Origin of the sequence: Paraburkholderia sp. EG287B, assembly GCF_040965595.1 — a bacterium.
Taxonomy (GTDB): domain Bacteria; phylum Pseudomonadota; class Gammaproteobacteria; order Burkholderiales; family Burkholderiaceae; genus Paraburkholderia.
The window spans coordinates 349,377-374,768 of sequence record NZ_JBFRCG010000001.1; the positions used below are offsets into that span (position 1 = coordinate 349,377).

Genomic DNA, 25,392 nt, shown 5'->3' on the forward strand with positions numbered 1-25,392 from the left:
ATATCCTGCCCGGGAGAAGCCATGGAAACGCCGATACTCGGGTAAAATGGCGGTCTCGCGCGCGTCGGGCGAATCGTGCAGCCGTGTTGCTGCCCGCCAGGCGCCCGGCAAGTCGCTGGCCAACAGCGCCGCCGCGCCCCGCTCTTATCCAATTCGTCTCCGTTGACGGGACAGGTTCCGCAGGTCCGCTCGAGGCCCGCGCCCTGTCCAATCGTTAGACGCTTTTATCTTTTGCACCACCGGCGCGCATCCAGCCTTCGCGAGCGCCGGACAACAAGGATCCTGGCTCATGCATCCCATGCTCAACATCGCTGTCAAGGCCGCGCGCCGCGCCGGACAGATCATCAACCGCGCGTCGCTCGACCTCGATCTCGTGCAGGTCGCGAAGAAGCAGCACAACGATTTCGTCACGGAAGTCGACAAGGCGGCCGAAGCCGCCATCATCGAAACGCTCAAGACCGCCTACCCCGACCACGCCATCCTCGCCGAGGAATCGGGCCAGTCGGAGAACGAGTCCGAGTACCAGTGGATCATCGATCCGCTCGACGGCACCACCAACTTCATCCACGGCTTCCAGTACTACTGCGTCTCGATCGCGCTCGCACACAAGGGCCTCGTCACGCAGGCCGTGGTCTACGACCCGACGCGCAACGACCTCTTCACCGCCTCGCGCGGCCGCGGCGCTTTCCTGAACGACCGCCGCATCCGCGTGGGCCGCCGCGACCGTCTCGCCGACGGCCTGATCGGCACCGGCTTCCCGTTCCGCGAAAAGGACGGCCTCGACAGCTACTGCGAGCTGTTCGCCGCAATGACCAACGCGTGCGCGGGCCTGCGGCGCCCGGGCGCGGCCGCGCTCGATCTGGCCAACGTCGCCGCCGGCCGCATGGACGGCTTCTTCGAGCAGGGCCTCAATCCGTGGGACGTCGCCGCAGGCGGCCTGCTCGTGACGGAAGCCGGCGGTCTGATCGGCAACTACACGGGCGACTCGGACTTCCTGCACATGGGCGAAGTCGTCGCGGGCAACCCGAAGATCTACGCACAAATGGTGCCGATCCTCTCGAAGTACACGCGCGTGCCCAAGGCGGCGTAAGCGCCCATGCGCGTCGCGGTGCACGCCTTGTTCCACCGCGACGCGTGCAGAGCGCGCGCCAGTCACGCCTGGCCCACGCATGTGCAGCGAGCGGCTTCGGCCGCTTTTTTGTTTCGCCCGTCGCCCTGCTGCAAGAGGACCACGCACGCATCCGATGAAAAAAGGCTTCTACACGATCATCGCCGCGCAGTTCGTGTCGTCGCTCGCCGACAACGCGCTCCTCATCGCGGCGATTGCACTGCTCACGGTCATTGCTTCGCCCGCCTGGGTGACGCCGCTGCTGCAGATCTTCTTCACGATCTCCTACGTCCTGCTCGCGCCTTTCGTCGGCGCGTTTGCCGACGCCCTGCAAAAGCGCCACGTGATGTTCGTCTCGAACGCGCTCAAGGCGTGCGGCTGCCTCCTGATGATCGCGGGCGTGCATCCGATGATCGCGTACGGCGTGGTCGGCTTTGGCGCGGCGGCTTACTCGCCGGCAAAGTACGGAATCCTGACGGAATTGCTGCCGGCCGAAAAGCTCATCGCCGCCAATGCGTGGCTCGAGTCGGCTACGGTGCTTTCCACCATCCTCGGCACGATGATGGGCGGCGCACTCGTTTCGACTTACGCCGACCGTTTCGTCACGCGTCATCCGTGGCCGGCGATCCATTCGGCCGCCGACCTCGCGATGTTCGCCGTCATGATCACGTACGTGTTCGCCGCGATCATCAACATCGGCATTCCCGACACGGGCGCGCGCTATGAGAACCGGCTCAGGGAGCCGGCTCGCCTCATGGGCGATTTCACGCATAGCTTCAACGTGCTCTGGACCGACAAGCTCGCGCAGATCGCACTCTGGGTCACGACCCTGATGTGGGGCGCGGCGGTCACACTGCAACTGCTCGTGCTCAAGTGGGCCGACGCGAATCTCGGACTCTCGCTCTCGAAAGCCGCCGTGATGCAGGGCGTGACGGGGCTCGGCATCGCGCTCGGCGCGGGCGCGGCAGCCGCATGGGTGTCGCTGCGCGCCTCGCTGCGCGTGCTGCCCGTGGGCGTGCTGTGCGGCGCGGTGGCGATCGGCATGGCGTTCTACAGCAAAGGCCTCTTTCCGCAGGGCGTCGGCGTGCGCTTCGGCAGCTTCATCGTGCCCTTCTATCTGCTTTTCGCGTACCCGCTGATGGTGCTGCTCGGCGTGCTCGCCGGCTTTTTCATCGTGCCGATGAACGCCCTGCTCCAGCATCGCGGCGCGACGCTGCTTTCGGCGGGCCACTCGATCGCGGTGCAGAATTTCAACCAGAATCTCGCGGTGCTGCTCATGCTCGGCGCGTATGCGCTGCTGCTCACCGCGAAAGTCCCCGTGCAGTGGATCATCGTCGCGTTCGGCCTGTTCGTTTCGACGATGATCTGGCTCGCCATGCGGCACAGCGCGGCAAACGCGCGCACCGTGGACCTGCAGGCGCTGGTCGACGAATGACGGAAGCACTGGTGACGGCGTTAGCCGAAAGGCTGACTTTACATGCAATCGGCGCGCGTTAAACTCACGCCCTGAACCCCTAGCAAGACACCGAGGATGGCTACACACACCGCCGGCGCAGCCGACATCGCGCAACACACTCCCATGATGCAGCAGTACCTACGCATCAAGGCCGACCATCCGGGCACGCTCGTGTTCTACCGGATGGGCGACTTCTACGAGCTCTTCTTCGAAGACGCCGAGAAGGCCGCGCGCCTGCTCGACCTCACGCTCACGCAGCGCGGGGCCTCGGCGGGCAATCCGATCAAGATGGCGGGCGTGCCGCATCACGCGGTCGAGCAATATCTCGCGAAGCTCGTGAAGCTGGGCGAGTCGGTGGCGATCTGCGAACAGATCGGCGACCCGGCCACCTCCAAGGGTCCGGTCGAGCGCAAGGTCGTGCGCGTGGTGACGCCCGGCACGCTGACCGACGCCGCGCTCCTTTCCGACAAGAACGACGTCTACCTGATGGCCGTTTGCCCCGGCCACAACCGCCGCGGCGCGACCGTCAACGTGGGCCTCGCGTGGCTCAATCTCGCGAGCGGCGCGCTGCGCCTCGCGGAAGTCGCGCCGGAACAGGTCGCCACGGCATTCGAGCGCATTCGGCCCGCGGAAATTCTCGTCGCGGAAATGCCGGCGGAAACCGCCGCGTGGGCGCCACCCTCCGGATCTGGTGCGCTCACCCGCGTGCCTGCCTGGCACTTCGACGTCGGCTCGGGCAAGCAACGCCTGTGCGACCAGCTCGACGTGGCGAGCCTCGACGGCTTCGGCGCGCAAACGCTCACGAGCGCGTGCGGCGCGGCAGGCGCGCTGCTGCTCTACGCGGCGGCCACGCAGGGGCAGCAACTGCGCCACGTGCGCAGCCTGAAGGTCGAAGCCGAATCGGAATACATCGGGCTCGATCCGGCCACGCGCCGCAATCTCGAGCTCACGGAAACGCTGCGCGGCACCGAATCGCCCACGCTCTGCTCGCTGCTCGACACGTGCAGCACGGCCATGGGCAGCCGCTTGCTGCGTCACTGGCTCCATCACCCGCCGCGCGAAGCCGTGATCGCGCAAATGCGCCAGCAGGCCATCGGCGCGTTGCTCGAGGCGCCGCCGCAAGCGAGCGTCGATACGTTGCGCGGCGCCTTGCGCCAGATCGCCGACGTCGAGCGCATTACCGGGCGCCTCGCGCTGCTTTCCGCGCGCCCGCGCGATCTGTCGAGCCTGCGCGACACCTTCGCGGCGCTGCCCGCGCTGCGCGAACAGGTCGCCGCCGCCAGCGGCGCGGCCACGTCGCTCGCGCACATTGCCGAGGCGCTCGAACCGCCCGCCGAGTGCGCGGCGCTCCTGCAGCGCGCGGTCGCGCCGGAACCGGCGGCGATGGTGCGCGACGGCGGCGTGATCGCACGCGGCTACGACGCGGATCTCGACGAACTGCGCGACATCTCCGAGAACTGCGGTCAGTTCCTGCTCGACCTCGAAACGCGCGAACGCACGCGTACCGGCATCGGCAATCTGCGCGTCGAGTACAACAAGGTGCACGGCTTCTATATCGAAGTCACACGCGGCCAGACCGACAAGGTGCCCGACGACTATCGCCGTCGCCAGACGCTCAAGAACGCCGAGCGCTACATCACGCCGGAACTGAAGACGTTCGAGGACAAGGCGCTGTCGGCGCAGGAACGCGCGCTTTCGCGCGAAAAGGCGCTCTACGACGCGCTGCTGCAGTCGCTGCTGCCGTTCATTCCCGATTGCCAGCGCGTGGCCGCCGCGCTCGCGGAACTCGACCTGCTGGCCGCGTTCGCGGAACGCGCGCGCGCGCTCGACTGGAATGCGCCCACGTTTACGCAGGCGCCCGGCATCGGGATCGAGCAAGGTCGCCATCCCGTGGTCGAAGCGCAGGTCGAGCAGTTCATCGCCAACGACTGCCTGCTTTCGGCCGAGCGCAAGCTGCTGCTCATCACCGGCCCGAACATGGGCGGTAAATCGACCTTCATGCGGCAGACCGCGCTGATCGCCTTGCTCGCTTACGTGGGCAGCTACGTGCCGGCAAAGCGCGCGAGCTTCGGGCCGATCGACCGCATCTTCACGCGCATCGGCGCCGCCGACGACCTCGCGGGCGGCCGCTCGACCTTCATGGTCGAGATGACCGAAGCCGCGGCCATCCTCAACGACGCCACGCCGCAAAGCCTCGTGCTCATGGACGAGATCGGGCGCGGCACGTCGACGTTCGACGGCCTCGCGCTCGCGTGGGCCATCGCGCGACATCTGCTCGCGCACAACGGTTGCCACACGCTCTTCGCCACCCACTACTTCGAGCTCACGCAACTGCCGGCCGAATTTGCGCAGGCGGCGAACGTGCATCTTTCGGCCGTCGAGCATGGCCACGGCATCGTCTTCCTGCATGCGGTGCAGGAAGGCCCGGCGAACCAGAGCTACGGCCTGCAGGTCGCGCAGCTCGCGGGCGTGCCTGCCGCCGTGATCCGCGCCGCGCGCAAGCATCTCGTGCATCTGGAGCAGCAATCGGCGGGGCAGCCCACGCCGCAACTCGACCTGTTCGCCGCGCCCGCCGCCGAGTATGAGGACGATGCACCCATCGTCGAAGATCGCGCCGCGCCGGTCGAGGAAGATCGTGGCGCGTCGCTCGTCGCACAGCGGCTGCGCGAACTCGATCCGAACGAACTGCGCCCGCGCGACGCACTCGACCTGTTGTACGAACTGCATGAGCTGGCCACGGCGCCGGACGCCAATCGCTGAGCGTCGCCTCGCGACGCCGCCGCGGCCACCGCAACCGGCGGGCCGCGGCGGTCCCCGCGCGCGCTATCTGAAAACGATGCGCCGTGCGTCGTGCACGTTGATGCTGGCTGCTTCGCTGGGTACGCCGGTCGCGGCATTCGCGCAGGCGCCGCGCTATGCCTTCGCGGTCGTGGCGAACGCGCTCACCTCGCAGTCCGAGGAAGCATCGGCGCAGCGGCTCATCGACGCCATCGGGCGCGATCCGCAAATCGCGTTCACGGTCTACGACGGCAATCTCAAAGGCGCACACGAAACCTGTGCCGACCATCTTTACGAGCAGCGTCGCGACCTGCTCGATGCGTCACGTGCGCCGCTCGTGTTCGTGCCCGGCGAACGCGACTGGGTCAGCTGCGGCATGAACGGTTCGGGCGCCTACGACCCCGCCGAGCGACTCGACTTCCTGCGCCAGAACTTCTTCTCCGATCCCAACGCGCTCGGCCAAACCCCCTTGACGCTCACGCGCGAGAGTGAAGTCTCGCGCTTCCGGCCGTATCGGGAAAACGTGCGCTGGCAACTCGGCGACACCGTGTTCATCGGGCTGAACGTGCCGGACGGCAACAATCACTATCTCAATGCGGGCGGGCGCAACGGCGAGTTCGAAGACCGCGTGATCGCCAACGGCTTCTGGCTCGAACATGCGGCCGAATATGCGAAGCGCCGCAACGCGCGCGCGATCGTCATCTTCATGCAAGGCAACGCGATGCCCGAGCATTACGAGCGTCCCGACCGCTTCGCGTGGCTGCGCTTTCACCGCGCACCGCGCGACGGCTATCTCGAGTTGCGCCGCAGCCTCGTGAAGCTCGCCGAGATTTTCCGCGGCCAGATCATCGTCGTGAATGCCGACGACTCGAAGCTCGCACATGGCTTCACGATCGATCAGCCGCTGCGTAACGACAAGGGCGCAAGGATAGAAAACGTTACGCGCATCGCATTCTCACTGCACGATCCGCTCACGCAATGGCTGCAGGTGGACGCCGACATGGCGCGCCGTACGCCGCTGCGCGTGAGCGTGCGCGATGTGCCGAAGCATCTGCCGCTGTTGCCCGCGCAGCCTTCGCCGTACACGCCCGGCGCGGGATCGTCGCCCGCGATGCCGGAAATGCCCGAAGTATCGTCGATGCCGGACGTGACCGAGATTCCCGGCATGCCTCAGTCGCCCGATGTCGCGCCCGCGACGCCTGGCGCACCGGGAACCGCCGTGCCGCCCGGCTTGCCGCCGGCCGGCAACGGCGTGCTGATGCCAGCGTGGCCCACCCAGGGTGGCCCGAATGGACTAAATGGTCGGAACGATGCGAACGGCCAGAACGGCCAGGAGGGTGGAAACGGCAGCGGCAATGGCCAGCCGCCTGGTCAGCTGCAGCCGCCCGGCGCACCGGCGTCAGGCGGCTTCGCGCATTGAGCGGCGCTTAGTGCAGGGTGGGTTTCGAGGCGCCTTCGTCGCCGTCGTCTTCTTCGTCTTCGTCAATGATTTCGAGGCCGTCCGCGCCATGCGCGTGCTCATGCTCGATTTCGTCTTCGGTGGCGGTGCGCACTTCCTTGACCGTCAGCGCGAAACGCAGCGCCATACCCGCCAGCGGATGGTTGCCGTCGAGCACGACCTTGTCTTCGGCAACATCCGTGACCGTATAGATGAGCGTGTCGAGATCTTCATCGCCTTCTTCGGGCGTGCCTTCGAACTGCATGCCGACTTCGAGCGGCTCGGGAAAGCGGTTGCGCGGCTCGATCTTCACGAGCTCGGGATCGTACTCCCCGAAAGCGTCCTGCGGCTCAAGCTGGATCTGGGTCTCGAAGCCCGGCTCCTGCCCGTCCAGCACTTCCTCGATCTTGGGGAACGTGCCATCATAGCCGCCGTGCAGATAGACCATCGGCTCGTCGCTTTCCTCAATCAGATTGCCCTGCGCATCCGATAGCTTGTAAGCGACCGACACGACGGTGTCCTTTGCAATTTTCATTCGTTCCTCCAGATTACAGACCATATTATACGATGCCGAAGCGGTCCCCAGACCACCCGGTGGACGCGCGCAAGCGGCGCGCCTCCCTCCCCCTGGCATGCCCCGCGCCCGATGTTGCCACGCCGCTTCTGGGCGGCCTGACGCCGGCGCAGTTCATGCGCAAATACTGGCAGAAAAAGCCGCTGTTGATCCGCCAGGCGATTCCCGACATCGAAGCGCCGCTCTCGCGCGAAGCCCTCTTCGCGCTCGCAGACAGCGACGATGTCGAGTCGCGTCTCATCACACATTTTCGCCGCCGCTGGGCGCTCGAACACGGCCCGTTCTCGCCGGACGAACTGCCGACGCCGAAAACCCGCCAGTGGACGCTCCTCGTGCAGGGTGCCGACCTGCACGACGACCGCGCGCGTGCCCTGCTCGAGCGCTTTCGCTTCGCGCCCGACGCACGTCTCGACGACCTGATGATCTCGTACGCATCGGACGGCGGCGGTGTCGGCCCGCACTTCGATTCGTATGATGTCTTCCTGCTGCAGGTGCACGGCAAGCGCCGCTGGCGCATCGGCGCCCAGCGCGATCTCTCCCTGCAGGAAGGCCTGCCGCTGAAGATTCTCGCGAACTTCGAGCCTGAAGAAGAGTGGGTGCTGGAGCCGGGCGACATGCTGTACCTGCCGCCGCACATCGCCCACGACGGCATCGCCGAAGGCGAATGCATGACGTGTTCGATTGGCTTTCGTTCTCCTTCCACGAACGAATTGACGAGCCAGTTTCTTTACTGGCTCGCCGAGCGCGGCGCCGATAACGGCAGCGGCAAGCCCACGCTCTACCGCGACCCCGACCAGCCGGCCGTGGCGCATCCGGCACAGCTTCCTCCGGCACTCGTAGAGCGTGTTGGCGACGTGCTTGCTAAAGTGCGCTGGAGCGACGCCGACGTCTCCTCGTTCGTGGGCTCCTGGCTGTCCGAACCGAAAGCCAATGTGGTGTTCGACGCCCCCGAAAAGCCGCTCGACGAAGCCCGTTTCGTTGCGCAAGCGGCAAAAAACGGGATAACACTCGACCGCAGGACGATCCTGCTTTACGATTCGCGGTCGTATTACCTGAATGGGGAACAGTACTTGCTCAAAGAGGCAAGAAAGTGGCTGCCGGCACTGGCCGACAGGCGCTCTATGGACGGGAAACGCTTTGTAACACTCTCACACGATTCGTGTGTGACAGCGTTGCTACACGAGTGGTATCGTGCGGGCTGGATTCGGACCGGGGTGCTTGCCTAAGCGCTTCGGACTGTTATACCGTACTAAAATAGTGCTTGTATGAGAAAGACAACGTATTGTCCCCGGATTTGTCGACGGTCGATACGAAAGTGCCTATAATTTCCGGCCAGGCCGTAGGGAAGATTCACGCTCTTGCAGTGCGTCTCCACCAGCGGCTCAGGTCGGTGTTGGGGCACATTTACCGGTATTATTTTGCGCTGTTGCTTACCTTTAACCATAAAAGGACGTGATCATGAAGAAATCCCTCCTCGTAGCATCCCTGCTGGCAGCTGTTGCACTTGCTGCGTGCAACAAGAGCAGCGACCAAGCTGCTGCGCCGGCTAGCGATGCTGCTGCTGCTTCGGCACCGGCTGCTGCTGCTTCGGATTCGGCAGCTGCTGCTTCGGGCGCTGCTGCTGCTGCGAGCGACGCTGCTGCTTCGGCTACCGCCGCTGCTTCGGACGCTGGCGCTGCTGCTTCGGACGCAGGCGCTTCGGCTCCGGCTGCTGCTTCGGGCGCAAGCCAGTAAGTTGCATTCGCGCGACGCTCGCCCGGGACCTCGGTCCCGGCGGGCATCGCAGCGAATCGCCGTACGGTCTGCTGCTTGCGTCAAACGCGCTTCAGACATACGGCGGGCAAGCAAAAAAGCCACGAACTCACGTTCGTGGCTTTTTTGTTATGCGGTGCGCATGAAACTCAATGCGCTTCGCCAGGCTCCCCCGCCGGCCCGTTCTTCTCTTCGAAGAACGCCTGCACCACTTCGATCTCCCGGGTCCGCTTGAACGGCGGCAGGCTTTGCCAGATGCGTCGTCCATACGGCTTGTCGACGAGTCGGGTGTCGCAGATCATCAACACGCCGCGGTCGGTTTCCGCGCGAATCAGTCGCCCCGCGCCCTGCTTGAGCGTGATTACCGCCTGCGGGAGCTGGTGGACCGCGAACGGGCTCAGACCTTTCTTCGCCAGCGCGTCGAGGCGCGCCGCCAGCACCGGATCGTCGGGCGGCGCGAACGGCAGCTTGTCGATGACCACGAGCGAGAGCGCATCGCCGCGCACATCCACCCCCTCCCAGAAGCTCTGGCTGCCCACGAGGATCGCATTGCCATAGGCGCGGAAGCGCTCGAGCAGCTCCGTGCGGCTCGCGTCGCCCTGCACGAGCAGCGGCGTATTCCAGCCGCGCGCCTCGATCGTGTCGCGCAGCTTCTGGGCAATGCGGTCGACGGCACGCAGCGTCGTGCATAGCATGAAGACACCGCCGCCCGACGCCTCGATCGCCGGCAGCGCCGCATCGAACACGGCGTCGGTGAACTGCGGCGACGACGGCTGCGGCATGTTGCGCGGCACGTAAAGCAGCCCTTGCGTGGGATAGTCGAACGGGCTCGGCAGCGTCATCGAACGGCGCGAACTCAGGCCCATTTGCGCCGCGTAGTGCGTGAAGTCGCCACGCACCGAAAGCGTCGCCGACGTGAAGACCCAGGTGCGCGGCACGCCGGCGCGCTGCTTGGCGAAGATCGGCGCCACGGAAAGCGGGGTTTCATGCAATTGCACCGTGTGCGAGAACACCTCGACCCAGCGGACTTTCTCGTCCGCGTCGTCCGGCGCGTGCGCGTTTTCGTCCTGCCCGTCCGCGTCGGCCTTTAGTGTTTCGCGCGCTGGCGCGGCGCCCTGCGGCGCGGTCCAGCCCGCGAGGATGCCCTGCAGCTCGCGCGCGCGGCGCAGGCACGCGCCGATCGATTCAGCGCGCTCGGCCTGCCCCGCGAGTGCCGTGGCAAGCGTGCCCAGTTCGGTCTGCAGCGCGTCGAGCGCATCGAAGAGCGGGTGATCCTCGGGCAACTGCGTGATCGACAACCGCAGCGAATCTTCCTTGAACGCGAGCCGCACGTCGCGTGCAGCGCGTTCCAGCGCCGCGCCGAGCTTGACCCACTCCACCGCGTCGCGCGCGTGGCTCAGGCCTTCGGCCACGCAATCGCGCGCGAGCTCGAGGAACTGCGCCGTCGAGAGCGTTTCGCCGAAAAAGAGCGTTGCCGTTTCGGGCAGCTGGTGTGCTTCGTCGAAGATGATCGTATTCGCGCTCGGCAGCAGTTCGGCCATGCCGGTGTCGCGCAGCATGATGTCGGCGAAGAACAGATGGTGATTGACCACCACGATATCGGCCTGCTGCGCCTCGCGGCGCGCCTGCATCACGAAGCAGTCCTTGTAATGCGGGCACTCCTGGCCAAGACAGTTATCGCGCGTCGACGTGACCATCGACCAGACGGCCGCCGTCTCGGGCACGCTCGCGAGCTCGGCCTTGTCGCCCGAGCGCGTGATCTTCGCGAAGCGCACGATTTCCTGCAGATACGCGGTTTCCTGGCGCGACGGCAGCCGACCATTGTCGGCCGTGCGCTGCAGGTAGTAGTGGCACAGATAGTTGGCGCGCCCCTTAAGCATCGCCACGCTCACGGGCACCGCCAGGGCGTCGCGCACCGTGGGGATGTCGCGCGCGAAGAGCTGGTCCTGCAAATGCTTCGTGCCCGTCGAGACGACCACCTTGCCGCCCCACAGCATGGCCGGCACGAGGTACGCATAGGTCTTGCCCGTGCCCGTGCCCGCCTCGACGATCAGCGTGTTGTCGCCGTTCTCGGCCGCGGCGCGCGCCGCTTCCCCGGCGGCGGGCTGCGCCGGCGCACCACGCTCGACCCGCCGCGCCGGGCGCGACTGGAGTTCGAACGCCGCGGGATCGGGCAGGGATTGCGCGGCGGCTTCCATTGCGGCCGCGACCGCGCGCGCCATTTCGATCTGGGCAGCGCGTGGGCGATAGCCGTCGATCTCGCGGGCGAGCAAGCCGTCGGCCGCGAAGAGCTCCTCGAGCTCGGCGGCACGGCGTGCGCTCAACATGGGTGCAGCGGCTGTTTGCGCCGCGCGCGCGTCGGCCTCCGGCGCGCCGCCTTCGCGCGCGGGCCGGGAACGGGAAACGGTCGTTGAATTCAAGGCAAGCGGTTCCTGCTCGGTCCGGAACGGCGCAACGCGCCGACTGCCGCGCCCCGGCGCCTGCCAGGACCCGGAATCAGGCGTGCCCGTCCGAAGTCTTCGTTGAATCGGGGTCCAGCTGCAGTTGCAGCAGGAGGATGTTGTCCTTGACCTTGAGCTTGCGCTTCTTCAGCCTCTGCAGTTCGAGATCGTCATAGTCCGGGGTGTCGGACATCCTGTCTATCAGGCGGTCCAGATCGCCATGTTCCGATTCCAGTTGCAGAATGCGGTCACGAAGGACCTCGGTCTTGACTTCACGATGCTCGCGCATGCTCGCCTCCTCGACATATGCGGCGCGCGCTTGCGAAGGACGACGCGCCTGAGGTTGCAGTCCGGCTGAAAAAGCGTGCTACTCGTGCTACTGGTCCTGCTGTTGTTCCTGCTGCTGCTTTTCCTGTTGCTTCTGCTGTTCTTCTTGTTGCTGCTTTTGTTGCGCCTTCTCGGCCGCCTGTTTCTGACGCTCTGCGACATCGGCCTTGTGCTTCACCGCGTCTTCCTGCTTCTGCTGGTAGCGCTGGGCCTTGTCGGCGCGTTCCTGAGCCTTTTGTTCGCCCTGGCGGCGCGCTTCGTCGAGCTGGTTCTGGTAGTTCGCCTGCTTCTGGTCGTACGCCGCCTGGTTCGCGTTGCGCTGCGATTGCTCGCCCTGGCGCTGTGCCTGGGCCAGCGCATGCTGCCGCTGCTTTTCCTGATACGCCTGCTCGTTCGCCGCACGCTGCGGCGCTTCGGCCTGGCGTTGCGCCTGATCGAGCGCGTGTTGCTGCTGCTTCTGTTCGTACGCCTGCGCGCTGGCCGCTTCGTTGGCGGCGCGCTGCGGCGCATTGGCTTCGTCCTGCGCGCGTTGCAAGGCGGCCTGCTGGTCGCGCTGCTGCGCATGCGCGGTACGTTTTTCGTCGTCGAGCGCCAGTTGCTCGCGGCGGATGTCGGCCTGCACGACACGCATCTTGTCGCGCGCCTTGCCGATGCAATGATTCACGAAGAACGTGCTGTAGCAGTTGTGCTGCGCGACTGCAAACTGATAGTCGTTCTCCGCGGTACGACGGTCCAGCACCTGTTGCCGCGCGTCGAAGTCGCTCTGCTGCGACTGTGGCGCGCCGCCGGCCCCAGCCGCTTCGGACGCCGCGAGCGGCGCGTTGCCCGAAGGCGCCGGCTGCGCCGGCGCAGCTGCCGCACCTTGCTGCTGCAGCGGCCCTGTCACCCCGACCGCCTGCGCGAGGGCCGGAACGCTTGCACCGAGGCTCAACGCGACGGCACAAATTGCCCCAAGAGCGGGGAACCGCCGCGTGACGCCATGAGGCGTGCGAAACCGGGCAAGGGGCAAATCAGGGGAGAAGCGGGAGGTCGTCAACGTCTTCTGTGGGCAGCGGAACATGAGGGAAATTCTAACACCCCCCGGGTTGAGCGCTCGGCCATTTATGGCAAAATGCCCCGCTCCACCGGCCGGCGGACGCACCCGGCAACGTGCCGTTTTGCACACCGGGCGCCCCGCGCGCTCGAGCCCGCACCGGCCGCCGGACCGCAAACCCGGACCGCAATCCGATCCTCGCAGGAATATCCAGACCCTATGACGGAAACCGTAGCACTCAAGATCGTCCAGCGTATCGCCACTGAACTGAGCGTGCAGCCGCGCCAGGTCGCAGCCGCCGTGCAGCTTCTCGACGAAGGCTCGACCGTTCCGTTCATCGCCCGTTACCGCAAGGAAGTCACGGGCAATCTCGACGATACGCAACTGCGTACGCTCGAAGAGCGCCTGCTCTATCTGCGCGAACTCGAAGACCGCCGCGCGGCGATCCTCGCGAGCATCGAGGAACAAGGCAAGCTCACCGACGAATTGCGCAGCGCCATCGAGGCGGCCGACAGCAAGCAGGTTCTCGAAGACCTCTATCTGCCCTACAAGCCCAAGCGCCGCACGCGTGCACAGATCGCGCGCGAAGCCGGCCTGCAGCCGCTCGCCGACGCACTGCTCGCGAACCCGCTGCTCGACCCGCAAACGGAAGCCGCACAGTACGTCGACGCCGAAAAGGGTGTCGCCGACGTCAAGGCCGCGCTCGACGGCGCGCGCGACATCCTCTCCGAGCAGTTCGGCGAAACGGCTGAGCTGCTGGGCAAGCTGCGCGACTGGCTGCACAACCAGGGCGTGGTGATGTCGAGCGTGGTCGAGGGCAAGGAAAACGAGGAAGGCGAGAAGTTCCGCGACTACTACGACTATTCCGAGACCATCAAGACCGTGCCGTCGCACCGCGCGCTCGCGCTGTTCCGCGGCCGCAACGCCGGTGTGCTGATGGTCAAGCTCGGCCTCGGCGGCGAGCTGGACACGCAGGTGCCGCATCCGGGCGAAGCGATGATTGCGCGCCACTTCGGCATTGCGAACCAGAATCGTCCGGCCGACAAATGGCTCTCCGATGTCTGCCGCTGGTGCTGGCGCGTGAAGGTGCAGCCGCATATCGAAAACGAGCTGCTCACCAACCTGCGCGAGCAGGCGGAAAACGAAGCGATCCGCGTGTTCGCGCGCAACCTCAAGGATCTGCTGCTTGCCGCGCCGGCCGGCCCCAAGGCCGTGATCGGCCTCGATCCGGGCCTGCGCACGGGCGTCAAGGTCGCCGTGGTCGACCGCACGGGCAAGCTGCTCGCCACCGATACGATCTACCCGCACGAGCCGCGCCGCGACTGGGACGGCTCGCTCGCGAAGCTCGCGCGCATCGCCGCGCAGACGCAGGCGGAACTCATCAGCATCGGCAACGGCACGGCCTCGCGTGAAACCGACAAGCTCGCGAGCGAGCTGATCTCGAAGCATCCCGAACTGAAACTGCAGAAGATCGTGGTTTCCGAAGCCGGCGCATCGGTTTATTCGGCATCCGAACTGGCTGCGAAGGAATTCCCCGAGCTCGACGTGTCGCTGCGCGGCGCCGTTTCCATCGCGCGCCGTCTGCAGGACCCGCTCGCCGAACTCGTGAAGATCGAGCCGAAAGCGATCGGCGTGGGCCAGTACCAGCACGACGTGAACCAGCGCGAACTCGCGCGTTCGCTCGACGCCGTGGTCGAAGACTGCGTGAACGCCGTGGGCGTCGACGCGAACACGGCCTCCGTTGCCCTGCTCGCCCGCGTGTCGGGCCTGAACTCGACGCTCGCGCGCAATATCGTCGATTTCCGCGATGCGAACGGCCCGTTCCCTTCGCGCGAGCATCTGAAGAAGGTGCCGCGTCTGGGCGACAAGACCTTCGAGCAGGCCGCCGGCTTCCTGCGCATCAACGGCGGCGACAACCCGCTCGATCGCTCGTCGGTACACCCGGAAGCGTACCCCGTCGTCGAGCGCATGCTCGCGAAGATCAAGCGTACGATCGGCGACGTGCTCGGCAGCCGCGAAGCGCTCTCGGGCCTCGCGCCCACCGAGTTCGTGGATGAACGTTTCGGTCTGCCGACGGTGCGCGACATCCTGAGCGAGCTGGAAAAGCCGGGCCGCGATCCGCGCCCCGAGTTCAAGACGGCGACGTTCCGCGACGGCGTCGAGAAAGTCTCCGACCTCGTGCCGGGCATGCTGCTCGAAGGCGTCGTGACGAACGTGGCCGCGTTCGGCGCATTCATCGACGTGGGCGTGCATCAGGACGGGCTCGTGCACGTCTCGGCCATGTCGACGAAGTTCATCAAGGACCCGCATGAAGTCGTCAAGGCCGGCCAGGTCGTGAAGGTGAAGGTGCTCGACGTCGACGTGAAGCGTCAGCGCATCGCGCTCACGATGCGTCTGGACGACGACCCCGCGAGCGCCGGCGCGTCGCGCAGCGGCGGCAGCGCGGGCCAGTCTGGCAACCGCGACAATCGCGGCGGCGGCGGTCGTGACAACCGCGGCGGTCAGCGTTCGCGCGATGCGGAACCGGCAGGCGCGATGGCGGCGGCGTTCGCGAAGCTCACGCAGCGCTGATGTCCGCATGACGCAGCGTGGGCCGCAGCGGCTCGCGTTGCGTGCGCAACAAAAAGGCACCCGAGGGTGCCTTTTTTACTGGTCGAAACGACGCGATCAGATCTCGATCTTCGTCCCGAGTTCGACCACGCGGTTCGCAGGAATGCTGAAGAAATCGGTGGGCTTCGCAGCGTTCTGATGCATCCACGCGAACACGCGTTCGCGGAAGATCGACATGCCCGGCAACTGCGTCGGTACGACCGTCTCGCGCGCGAGGAAGAACGACGTGTCCATCATCTCGAACGTCATATTGTGGGTGCGCGAAATCTCGTCGAGCACCGCCTGCACGTCGGGCGTTTCGTTGAAGCCGTAATCGGCCTTCACGAGATAGAGCCCGCCGCCGATATCCTTCACCGTCACGCGCTCGGCGTCCGCCACATACGGAATGTCGCGAATCACGAACGTGAGGAAGATCGTGCGTTCGTGCAGCACCTTGTTGTGCTTGAGGTTGTGCAGCAGGCTCACCGGCACGAGCGACTCGCTGCCCGTGAGATAGATCGCCGTGCCCGAAACGCGATGCGGCGGATGCGCGAGCAGCCCCTGCAGGAAGGGCATGAGCGGAATACCGTCGGCGGCCGTGCGGTCCTTCACGATCATGCGGCCCTTGAACCAGGTCATCAGCAGGAAGAACAGCAGCGCGCCGATGCCGAGCGGCAGCCAGCCACCCTCCTCGACCTTCAGCAGGTTCGCTCCGAAGAAGCCCAGATCGACGGCCAGCAGCACCGCGATGATGCAGGTGACGAGCGCCTTGTTCCACTTCCACACCTTCGTCATCACAACGGCGACGAGCACCGTGGTGATCACCATCGTGGCGGTCACGGCGATACCGTATGCGGCCGCCAGGTTGTCCGAACTCTTGAAGGCGACCACGATGCACAGAATGATGAAGAGCAGCATCCAGTTCACGACCGGCACGTAGATCTGGCCGATGGCGAGGTCCGACGTGTGGAGCACCTTCATGCGCGGCACATAGCCAAGCAGAATGGCCTGGCTCGTAAGCGAATACGCACCCGAGATCACGGCCTGCGAAGCGATCACGGTCGCCACCGTGGAAAGCACGACGAGCGGCAGCAAGGCCCATTCCGGCGCGAGCAGGAAGAACGGATTTTCGATCGCGTGATGGTCCTGCATCAGCAGCGCGCCCTGCCCGAAGTAGTTGAGCACGAGCGAGGGCATCACGAGCGCGTACCAGGCAAAGCGAATCGGCTTCGCGCCGAAGTGGCCCATGTCGGCGTAGAGCGCTTCCGCACCGGTCAGCACCAGCACGACCGAGCCGAGCACCACGTAGGCCTGCAGCATGTGCGCGCCCATGAAACTGACCGCGTAATACGGGCTGAGCGCCGCGATGACGCCGGGCGCCTGGACGATGCGCGAGACGCCGAGCACGCCGATGGTGATGAACCAGAGCACCATGATCGGGCCGAACAGGCGGCCGACCAGCGCGGTGCCGTGCCGCTGGATCCAGAACAGCAGGATCAGGATCACCATCGTGAGCGGCAGCACCAGATGCGTGAGCTTGGGCGCGGCGATTTCGAGGCCTTCCACCGCCGACATGACCGAGATGGCCGGCGTGATCACGGCATCGCCGTAGAACATGCATGCGCCGAAGATCCCCAATGCCGTGAGCAGCGCAGCCGACCTGCTCTTGCGGTTGAACGACCGCATGGCAAGCGCCATGAGCGCGAGCACGCCGCCTTCGCCGTTGTTGTCGGCACGCATCACAAAAAGGACATATTTGACGCTCACGACGATCACGATCGCCCAGAACAGCAGCGAAATGACGCCGAGAATGGACGTGTCGTTGAGCGGAATGCCGTGCGATGGGCTGAAGGCCTCTTTCAGCGAATACAGCGGGCTTGTGCCGATGTCGCCGAACACCACGCCGATGGCCGCTACGGCGAGAGTAGGTAGCGGCTGCTTGGCCACGTGTGTGCTAGTTGTCATATACGCGGTAATCCGTTGCGAGGCGGAAAAAACGAGCGCTATTCTAAACCGGGCTGCGGCGGAAACCGAGCGGTCGTCGCGGCACTGCGACATCCGCCGATCCCCGCGCAGTTTAGCACCGGCCCCAGATGCCGTCTGCCCGCCTGCGCCGCCGCCGGCGATTCGGTGGGCGACGCACAAAAAAAACGGAGCCATGAAGGCTCCGTCACTGGATCTGGCCGCCGCGGGTATGGGAACCCTGGCGGCGGCACGATCCCTGCATTACTTCTGCGCGTCTTGCGCTCGCTGCAGACCACGCTTGATCCACGCACTGAGATTGTGCGGGCGCACCGTATCCCACTCCTCGAACGGCTGGTGGATCCACGGATTGGTCGGCAGATGCTGGACGAAATAGTCCGGCGTCACCTTCGAGCAGCCCTTGTACCAGAGCACCGCCGAACGCACACCGGTCACGGCCGGGTAGCGCTCCTTGAGGTGCTCCTGCACGCGTGCGAGCGTGACGCCCGAGTCGACGAGATCGTCGACGAGCAGCACGTTGCCTTCCAGGTGACCGCGCGTCATCGTGATGTACTGCGCGATGTCGAGCTCGCCCTGCTCCGTGCCGGCGGCTTCGCGATACGAGCTGGTTGCGAGGATCGCCAGCGGCAGGTCGTAAATGCGCGAGAGCTGGTCGCCCACGCGCAGACCGCCGCGTGCGAGGCACAGGATCTGGTCGAACTTCCAGCGCGACTCGTGCACCTTGAGCGCGAGCAGTTCGATCAGCCGGTGATACTCGTCCCAGCCGACCCACAGGTTCTTTTCGTCGTTGCGCGGGTCCATCATTTGAATCATTTTTGCTTCTGCCTTCTTACCACTTAGACCTTGAACGGATGACGCAGGAGGATCGTTTCGTCGCGATCCGGGCCGGTCGAGACCATGTCGATCGGCACACCGGCGACTTCCTGCACGCGCGTGAGATACGCCTGCGCGCTCTTCGGCAGCGCGTCGAACTGCGTGATGCCGATGGTGCTTTCGTTCCAGCCTTCGAACGTCTCGTAGACCGGCTCACATGCGGCCACTTGCGAGGCGCCGCGCGGGAGGATGTCCACGTCCTGGCCAGCCACCTTGTAGCCGACGCAGAGCTTCACTTCGTCGAGACCGTCGAGCACGTCGAGCTTCGTGATGCACAGACCCGTCACGCCGTTGATCTGGATCGAGCGGCGCAGCGCGGCGGCGTCGAGCCAGCCGGTGCGACGCGGACGGCCGGTGACCGAACCGAATTCCTTGCCGACCTTGGCGAGCGTGAGGCCCACTTCTTCCTGGCGATCGGCGTTGTCGGCGTCGTACAGTTCGCTCGGGAACGGGCCCGAACCGACGCGCGTGCAGTACGCCTTGGTGATGCCGAGCACGTAGTTGAGCTTTTGCGGACCCACGCCCGCGCCAGCAGACGCCGCGCCCGCGACGCAGTTGCTCGACGTGACGAACGGATAGGTGCCGTGGTCGATGTCGAGCAGCGTGCCTTGCGCGCCTTCGAACAGGAGGTTGCCGCCTTCGTGGTTCACGTCATACAGACGACGCGAAACGTCCGTGACCATCGGCTTCAGACGATCGGCGTACGAGAGCATCGTGTCGAGCGTTTGCTGATAATCGACAGCCGGCGCACCCAGGTACTGCGTAAGCACGAAGTTGTGGTAGTCGAGGTTCTCGCGCAGGCGCTCGGCGAAAGTTTCCGGCTCGAACAGGTCCTGCACGCGCAGGCCGCGGCGTGCCACCTTGTCTTCGTAGGCCGGACCGATGCCGCGACCCGTCGTACCGATCTTCGCGGCGCCGCGCCTGGCTTCGCGCGCCTGGTCGATGGCGATGTGGTACGGCAGGATGAGCGTGGTGGCTTCGGAGATGAACAGACGCTTCTGGACGTCGATGCCCGCATCTTCGAGCTCGCCGATTTCCTTGAACAGGGCCTCGGGCGAAAGCACCACGCCGTTGCCGATATAGCAGGCGGTGCCGGCACGCATGATGCCCGACGGGATCAGTCGGAGAATGGTCTTCTTGCCGCCGATGATGAGCGTATGGCCGGCGTTGTGACCGCCCTGGAAACGCACCACGCCTTGCGCGTGGTCCGTCAGCCAGTCGACGATCTTGCCCTTGCCCTCATCGCCCCATTGGGTGCCCACGACGACGACATTGCGCCCCGGGGTTACATTCACTGCGCTGGCAGACATGGTGTTTCGTTAGCTGGTTAAAAACGTATTCTACCTGGGTTCAGCGGCAAGGCCGCCTTTTTTTCCCGAAATTCGCGGAATTTCCTTTTGCACTCAACGGCATGCGCGATCCGAAGCGTGCTTTGGCACGCTTGCGCGGAGGCTTGCCGGGCGGCGCGAATGGCCGCCCGAGTGCGGTATCAGGCGTGCTTTTCGACGACCCAGACGCCATCGCGCTCGACCAGCACGCGGTCGCAGGCGAACTCGTCCATGTCGTGCTCGTGGCCCGGCAGCGCCTGGATCACGACCTCGCCCGCATCGCGCAGCGCGGCGACCGCGCTGCGCAGCGCCTCGTCATGGCGCCACGGCGCGAGGACCGCGCTGCTGCGCGCTTCGACCGGCGAAATACGCGCCACTTCGCGCAAATCGAGCGAGAAGCCCGTTGCCGCCCGAGCGCGGCCATAGACCTCGCCCACCTTGTCGTAACGGCCGCCGCGGGCCACCGCGTTCGGCACGCCGTCGACGTAGGCCGAGAACATCACACCGCTGTGGTACGCGTAGCCGCCGAGATCCGCGAGGTCGATCATCAGCTCCGCACCCTTGATCTCGCGCACGAGGAACGCGAGGTCGTCGAGTGCACGAGCAATGCCCGGCAGCGCCGGCAGGCGCGTGCGTGCCTCGTCGATCACGCTCGCGTCGCCGTAAAGCGACGGCAGCGCGCGCAAGGCGTCGCGCGTGGCGGCTCCGAGGTTTTGCGTGAGTTCTGCGAGACGCGGCACGTCCTTGCCAGCGAGCGCTTCATACAAAGCATCGCCAAGCGCCGCCGCAGCGGGATCCGCTTCGAAGATCGCCGCGAGCACACCGGCGTGCGAAAGGTCGAGACGCACCTTCGCGAGGCCCGCGAGGCGCAGCGCATCGAGCATCAGCTGCTGGATTTCGAGGTCCGCTTCGAGGCCCGCATGACCGTAGATTTCCGCGCCGGTCTGGATCTGTTCGCGCGTGGCGTGCAGACCGCGCGGCAGCGTGTGCAGCACGTTGCCCGCGTAGCACAGGCGCGTCACACCCTGGCGGTTCAGCAGGTGCGCGTCGATGCGCGCGACCTGCGGCGTCATGTCGGCGCGCAGGCCGAGCGTGCGGCCCGAGAGCTGATCGACGAGCTTGAACGTGCGCAGGTTCAGGTCGCGGCCGCTGCCCACGAGCAGCGACTCGAGATACTCGAGCAACGGCGGCATGACCATTTCGTAGCCATACGCGCGAAAACGATCGAGCAGGCGACGGCGCAGCTCTTCGATCTTGCGCGCTTCGGACGGCAGCACGTCCGCAATATTCTCGGGGAGTAACCAGGTCGACATCGGTTGAGTCCTGCCACAATGAGGGCCGCGCGCGGCCAAACGCCACGCGGCCCGATATTTCGGAATCCGTCAAAAACGCCAATCGCACACCGCCTCTGAGGGCGACTGCGGCACGAGGCCGTCAGGTCGCCAGCATCAGCAGGACGAGGCCGAGCCCCATCACGATGAGCCCGCCGATCCTGATGTGATGCGGCGGCCGTTCCGCGATTTTACGGAATGTGTCGCGCCACGCCGTCGGAAAGACGAACGGGAACATGCCCTCGATAATCAGCATCAGCGCGATCGCGAGCAAGAGGGAGCCAGCTATGTCCATGCGAAGAAATACGCCGCGCAGAGCGCGGCGCGTGTGTCTCGTTTTGTCTAGTGTTTGCGCGGGGTGGCGGAAGCGGGAGCGTTGTCCCCGCTATTCGCGCCGCCGTTCGGACCACGCATGAAGCGGAAGAAGTCGCTCGACGAATCGACCACGATGACATCGCCGGGCCGGAAGCTCTCGCGGTACGCGAGCATGCTCTGATAGAACCGGTAGAAGTCCGGGTCGCGCCCGAACGCCTCGGCGGCAATCGCGGCGGCCCGGCCGTCACCTTCGCCCTTGATCGCTTGCGCCTGAGCATAGGCATCGGCCAGCACGCCCTGCTGCTTGCGCTCCGCGTCGTCCTTGATCTGCTGCGCTTCGGCCACGCCCTTCTCGCGAATCTCGGCAGCGGCCTGCTCGCGCGCGGCACTCATGCGCTTGAAGACCGTCTGCGCCAGCTCCGGCGGGTAATCGACGCGCGTGAGCTCGATCGCGATCACGTCGATGCCGAGCGGCGCCGCGGTTTGCCTCAGCGCGTCGCGCGCGCCGTTGGCGATGGCTTCCTGCTGCGCGAGCGCCTCGCTGAGCGTGACCTTCGAGATCGCGTCGCCGAGTGCGTCGCGCGACAGCGACGCGAGACGGTCGGAAAGCGTCTGCGCATCGCCCTTGGTCGCCGCGAAGAGCTTGAGCGGATCGGAAATGCGGTAACGCACGACCGGGTTGACAAGCAGCTCGGTCTTGTCCGAGGTCGTGTAGCGGTCGGCGTCGGGCGCATCGAACGCCTGAATGCGCGTGTCGATGAACGTGACGGTCTGGAACGGCGGCGGCAGCTTCACATGCAGCCCGGGACCGGCGAGCGTGGCATTGGCCCCGCCCGACGAAGAAATGATGGCGACGTGGCGCGGATCGACCATGAAGACGGCCGACGACGCAACCAGCACGACAACCACGACGGCAACGACGAGCGCAATGATCTTGTTCATATCGGCGCGCCCCTTATTGCACGTCGCTTTCGCGGCCGCGCGAGCGGAACGCATCGCGCGAACGGAAGGCGTCGCTCGCGGCGGCTGCCGCGTCGCTGGCCGTGGTTGCGGGAGCCGCGCCCTGCTGCTGCGAGCCTTGCTGCTGGGCGCCCGGCTGGGCCCCTGGCTGTGCGCCTGGCTGTGGCTCGCTGCCCGCTGCCGGCGCGGAAGCCGCATTGGCGTCCGAAGCCGCGCTTGCCGGCGCAGCGCCGGCGCCCGAGGCCGCAGCCGCGCCCGTTGCGCCCGCCGCCACGGCGGCGCGCTGACGCGTCGTATCGACGAGTTTGTCGAGCGGCAGATAAATCACGTTGTTGCCCGACTTGCTGTCGACGAACACCTTCGTCGCATTCGAATAGATGTGTTGCATCGTCTCGAGATACATGCGCTCGCGAATCACAGCCGGCGCCTTCGCATATTGTTCGTAGACCTGCGTGAAGCGCTGCGCGTCGCCCTGCGCCTGCGAGACCACGCGTTCGCTGTACGCCTTGGCTTCGTCGACGAGACGCGCCGCCTCGGTCTGCGCACGCGGCAGCAGCTGGTCGGCATAGGCCTGCGCGTCGCGCTTCGCGCGTTCGCGGTCCTGGCGCGCCTTGGCTTCGTCGTCGAGCGCGGCCTGCACCTGATCGGGCGCCGAGACGCTCTGGATCGCGACACCGGTCACGCCGAGGCCCGTCTTGTACTCGTCGAGCGAGTGCTGGATCGTATCGGCAAGCTGGGCGCGAATCGGCTCGCGGTCCGCGTACAGCATGTCGTTCGTGCTGCGCGCGCCCACCACGGTGCGCACCGCCGCCTGGGCGGCCTGCGTGACGGTGAGGTCGGGATCGACGCTGCGGAACAGGTAGTCGGTTGGCTGCTTGACCTGGTACTGCACGGTCAGGCGCACGTTGAGAATGTCGCCGTCATGCGTGATGACCGCGGCATCCTTCACGTTTGCCGGACGCACGAGGTTGCTGCGGCCGATCTCGACGGTGCGGATCTGACCGATGTTGACGATTTCGTGAGTCTGGAACGGATAGGGCATGCGCCAGTGCACGCCCTGGCCAACCGTGTGGCGATACTGGCCGAACTGCAGCACGACACCGGCCTGGCCTTCCTGCACGACGAACACGCCGCTGCCCACATAGATCGCGATCAGCACGCCGAGCACGATGCCCACGCCGATGCGCGCGCCATGGCCATTGTCCGGACGCGGTCCGAAGCCGCCCGGACCCTTGCCCTTGCGGCCGAAGAAAGCGGACATGCGGCGGTTGAAGTCGCGCCACATTTCGTCGAGGTCCGGCGGACCGTCGCCCTTGTCGCCGTTGCCACCCTTGTTGCCGTTATTGCCCGGCGGGCGGCGCCCGTCGTCAGAACGCTGGCCATTGCCGTCGCCTCGACCCCAACGCGGGTCGTTCAGCGAGAAAATGGCGCGCGCGCGCTGCCAGCCAGTCCGCTTGTTGTAATCGTTCACCTGTGTTCGTTCACCAGAGTAGACAGCGGGTCAATTGCGTGCGGATTCCGTCGGAGCCGCTGGGCCGGCCTTGCGTGCAAGACAATGCCGGGCGCGCCTCAGCGCTCGTGTTCGGGTTCCCAGCGAGGTTCTTCCTGCACCGCGCTCCAGTCTGCGGCCAGGGACTGCGGCGCATCGGCAAGCGGCTCGGCAGTCGCGATTTCGGCGATGACGGAGCGCAGCGCATCCAGTCCGACACCTGTGCGGGCGCTCAAAAAGACGCGCGAAATATTACCATATTCATCACGCTCGACCGTTCCGCCGCGGGCCGCCAGTTCCGGCACGGCGTCGATCTTGTTGAAGACCAGCACCTGGCGGATCGTGTCCGCGCCGATATCGTGCAGCACCCCGTTCACCTGATCGATCTGATCGAGGCGCACGGCGCTCGACGCGTCCACCACGTGCAGCAGCAGATCGGCCTGCACCGTTTCCTGCAGCGTCGCGCGAAACGCGGCGACGAGCTGGTGAGGCAGTTCGCGGATGAACCCGACCGTATCGGACAGCACGATCTGCCCCACTGCGTCGCCGAGCCAGACGCGCCGCGAGGTCGTGTCGAGCGTTGCGAACAACTGGTCGGCGGCGTAGGCCTGCGCCTTCGTGAGCGCATTGAAGAGCGTGGACTTGCCCGCGTTCGTATAGCCCACGAGCGACACCGACATCGTGCGGTTGCGCTCGCGCTGACGCCGCTGCGTGCCATGCTGGCGACGCAGCTTCGCAAGCTTGCCCTGCAGCATCTTGATGCGCTCGCCGATGAGGCGGCGGTCGGTTTCGAGCTGCGTTTCACCCGGGCCGCGCAGGCCGATACCGCCCTTCTGGCGCTCGAGGTGAGTCCAGGCGCGCACGAGGCGCGTGGCGAGGTATTGCAGCTGCGCGAGCTCGACCTGCAGTTTGCCTTCGTGGCTGCGGGCGCGCTGGGCGAAGATGTCGAGGATGAGGCTCGTGCGGTCGACCACGCGGCGATTGAGCGCGCGCTCCAGATTACGTTGCTGGGCGGGCGACAGCGCGTGATTGAAGATGACGATTTCGATGTCGTTCGCCTCACAGGCGAGACGCAGTTCCTCGGCCTTGCCGCTGCCGATGAACATGGCGGCGTCAGGGCTGGAGCGTCGCCCGGTGAGCGTGACAGCGGGAGTGGCGCCCGCGCTTTTGGCGAGCAGGCTGAGTTCTTCGAGACTGGCTTCGAACTCGGTCTTGCCGAAGTCGATGCCGACGAGTGCGGCGTTGATCAAATTAGAGGATGTCAAAATGAAAGCGGCCGGACCAGAGCTGCCTGCGAGGCGCCCCGGGCCGGCCGCGTCATGGGTCAGGACGCTTCCGTATCCGGGTGGAAGTTCACCGGACGGGCCGGAACCACCGTGGAGATGGCGTGCTTGTAAACCATTTGCGTAACCGTATTACGGAGCAACACGACGTACTGGTCGAACGATTCGATGTTCCCTTGAAGCTTGATGCCGTTGACCAGATAGATCGAAACAGGCACGTGCTCCTTGCGCAGCGCGTTCAGAAACGGGTCTTGTAACAATTGCCCTTTGTTGCTCATAGCAAACTCCGTATTTTTTTGCAGGTTTAACTTATATTGGGGTGAAGAAAAAGAAA

19 protein-coding genes are annotated in these 25,392 nt (G+C 65.7%); 6 read left to right on the forward strand and 13 right to left on the reverse strand.

Annotated features, from left to right (window positions below):
• Nucleotides 1–289 precede the first annotated feature (289 nt).
• The 4 genes from AB4Y40_RS01580 to AB4Y40_RS01595 all read left to right on the forward strand — a co-directional run bounded on the left by AB4Y40_RS01580 (nt 290) and on the right by AB4Y40_RS01595 (nt 6,762).
• A complete protein-coding gene (locus tag AB4Y40_RS01580) occupies nt 290–1,090 on the forward strand; it encodes an inositol monophosphatase family protein (RefSeq protein WP_324159241.1) in 801 nt (266 codons plus the stop codon).
• Nucleotides 1,091–1,244: 154 nt separating this feature from the next.
• The gene (gene lplT, locus AB4Y40_RS01585) at nt 1,245–2,543 is read left to right on the forward strand and encodes a lysophospholipid transporter LplT (protein ID WP_368686179.1); all 1,299 of its coding nucleotides are present in this window, start codon (nt 1,245–1,247) and stop codon (nt 2,541–2,543) included.
• A 96-nt stretch (nt 2,544–2,639) separates the two neighbouring features.
• Nucleotides 2,640–5,324: a DNA mismatch repair protein MutS gene (mutS, locus tag AB4Y40_RS01590; protein WP_368686180.1), complete on the forward strand. Its 2,685-nt coding sequence runs from the start codon at nt 2,640–2,642 to the stop codon at nt 5,322–5,324.
• A gap of 100 nt (nt 5,325–5,424) precedes the next feature.
• Nucleotides 5,425–6,762, forward strand: coding sequence for a hypothetical protein (locus tag AB4Y40_RS01595; RefSeq protein ID WP_368686181.1), 1,338 nt, complete (start codon nt 5,425–5,427; stop codon nt 6,760–6,762).
• 7 nt (nt 6,763–6,769) lie between these two features.
• Here AB4Y40_RS01595 and AB4Y40_RS01600 read toward each other — a convergent pair whose 3' ends face one another.
• A complete protein-coding gene (locus AB4Y40_RS01600; protein ID WP_342921414.1) occupies nt 6,770–7,315 on the reverse strand; it encodes a peptidylprolyl isomerase in 546 nt (181 codons plus the stop codon).
• 32 nt (nt 7,316–7,347) lie between these two features.
• Between AB4Y40_RS01600 and AB4Y40_RS01605 the strand changes: the two genes are divergently transcribed.
• Nucleotides 7,348–8,580, forward strand: coding sequence for a cupin domain-containing protein (locus tag AB4Y40_RS01605; RefSeq protein WP_368686182.1), 1,233 nt, complete (start codon nt 7,348–7,350; stop codon nt 8,578–8,580).
• Between the two features lie 675 nt (nt 8,581–9,255).
• On the opposite strand, the gene AB4Y40_RS01610 is transcribed toward AB4Y40_RS01605, so the two are convergent.
• The 3 genes from AB4Y40_RS01610 to AB4Y40_RS01620 form a co-directional block, all read right to left on the reverse strand.
• Nucleotides 9,256–11,526, reverse strand: coding sequence for an ATP-dependent DNA helicase (locus AB4Y40_RS01610; protein WP_368686183.1), 2,271 nt, complete (start codon nt 11,524–11,526; stop codon nt 9,256–9,258).
• 76 nt (nt 11,527–11,602) lie between these two features.
• Complete coding sequence (locus AB4Y40_RS01615) at nt 11,603–11,836, reverse strand: DUF465 domain-containing protein (protein ID WP_028204122.1); 234 nt, start codon at nt 11,834–11,836, stop codon at nt 11,603–11,605.
• 87 nt (nt 11,837–11,923) lie between these two features.
• On the reverse strand, nt 11,924–12,760 hold the full coding sequence (locus AB4Y40_RS01620; RefSeq protein ID WP_368686184.1) for a colicin transporter: 837 nt from the start codon (nt 12,758–12,760) through the stop codon (nt 11,924–11,926).
• A 366-nt stretch (nt 12,761–13,126) separates the two neighbouring features.
• Here AB4Y40_RS01620 and AB4Y40_RS01625 point away from each other — a divergent pair, with 366 nt between their 5' ends.
• Complete coding sequence (locus AB4Y40_RS01625; protein ID WP_368686185.1) at nt 13,127–15,478, forward strand: Tex family protein; 2,352 nt, start codon at nt 13,127–13,129, stop codon at nt 15,476–15,478.
• Nucleotides 15,479–15,574: 96 nt separating this feature from the next.
• Here the strand turns inward: AB4Y40_RS01625 and AB4Y40_RS01630 are convergent, their stop codons facing one another.
• The 9 genes from AB4Y40_RS01630 to hfq all read right to left on the reverse strand — a co-directional run bounded on the left by AB4Y40_RS01630 (nt 15,575) and on the right by hfq (nt 25,336).
• On the reverse strand, nt 15,575–17,461 hold the full coding sequence (locus tag AB4Y40_RS01630; protein WP_368686186.1) for a potassium transporter Kup: 1,887 nt from the start codon (nt 17,459–17,461) through the stop codon (nt 15,575–15,577).
• 261 nt (nt 17,462–17,722) lie between these two features.
• Complete coding sequence (locus AB4Y40_RS01635) at nt 17,723–18,292, reverse strand: phosphoribosyltransferase (protein ID WP_028204126.1); 570 nt, start codon at nt 18,290–18,292, stop codon at nt 17,723–17,725.
• 23 nt (nt 18,293–18,315) lie between these two features.
• Complete coding sequence (locus AB4Y40_RS01640) at nt 18,316–19,662, reverse strand: adenylosuccinate synthase (RefSeq protein WP_368617664.1); 1,347 nt, start codon at nt 19,660–19,662, stop codon at nt 18,316–18,318.
• A gap of 179 nt (nt 19,663–19,841) precedes the next feature.
• Nucleotides 19,842–20,993 carry an ATP phosphoribosyltransferase regulatory subunit gene (locus tag AB4Y40_RS01645; RefSeq protein WP_368686187.1) on the reverse strand — a complete coding sequence of 384 codons (1,152 nt, stop codon included), beginning with the start codon at nt 20,991–20,993 and terminating at the stop codon, nt 19,842–19,844.
• Between the two features lie 121 nt (nt 20,994–21,114).
• Complete coding sequence (locus AB4Y40_RS01650) at nt 21,115–21,306, reverse strand: DUF2065 domain-containing protein (protein WP_028210024.1); 192 nt, start codon at nt 21,304–21,306, stop codon at nt 21,115–21,117.
• Nucleotides 21,307–21,353: 47 nt separating this feature from the next.
• Nucleotides 21,354–22,268 (reverse strand): protease modulator HflC, encoded by a 915-nt coding sequence (gene hflC / locus AB4Y40_RS01655; protein WP_368686188.1) that lies wholly within the window; start codon nt 22,266–22,268, stop codon nt 21,354–21,356.
• Between the two features lie 13 nt (nt 22,269–22,281).
• Nucleotides 22,282–23,757 carry an FtsH protease activity modulator HflK gene (hflK, locus tag AB4Y40_RS01660; RefSeq protein WP_368686189.1) on the reverse strand — a complete coding sequence of 492 codons (1,476 nt, stop codon included), beginning with the start codon at nt 23,755–23,757 and terminating at the stop codon, nt 22,282–22,284.
• Nucleotides 23,758–23,855: 98 nt separating this feature from the next.
• Nucleotides 23,856–25,040 (reverse strand): GTPase HflX, encoded by a 1,185-nt coding sequence (hflX, locus tag AB4Y40_RS01665; protein ID WP_368686190.1) that lies wholly within the window; start codon nt 25,038–25,040, stop codon nt 23,856–23,858.
• Between the two features lie 59 nt (nt 25,041–25,099).
• Nucleotides 25,100–25,336, reverse strand: a complete 237-nt coding sequence (gene hfq, locus AB4Y40_RS01670; protein ID WP_027793540.1) for an RNA chaperone Hfq — start codon at nt 25,334–25,336, stop codon at nt 25,100–25,102.
• Nucleotides 25,337–25,392 lie beyond the last annotated feature (56 nt).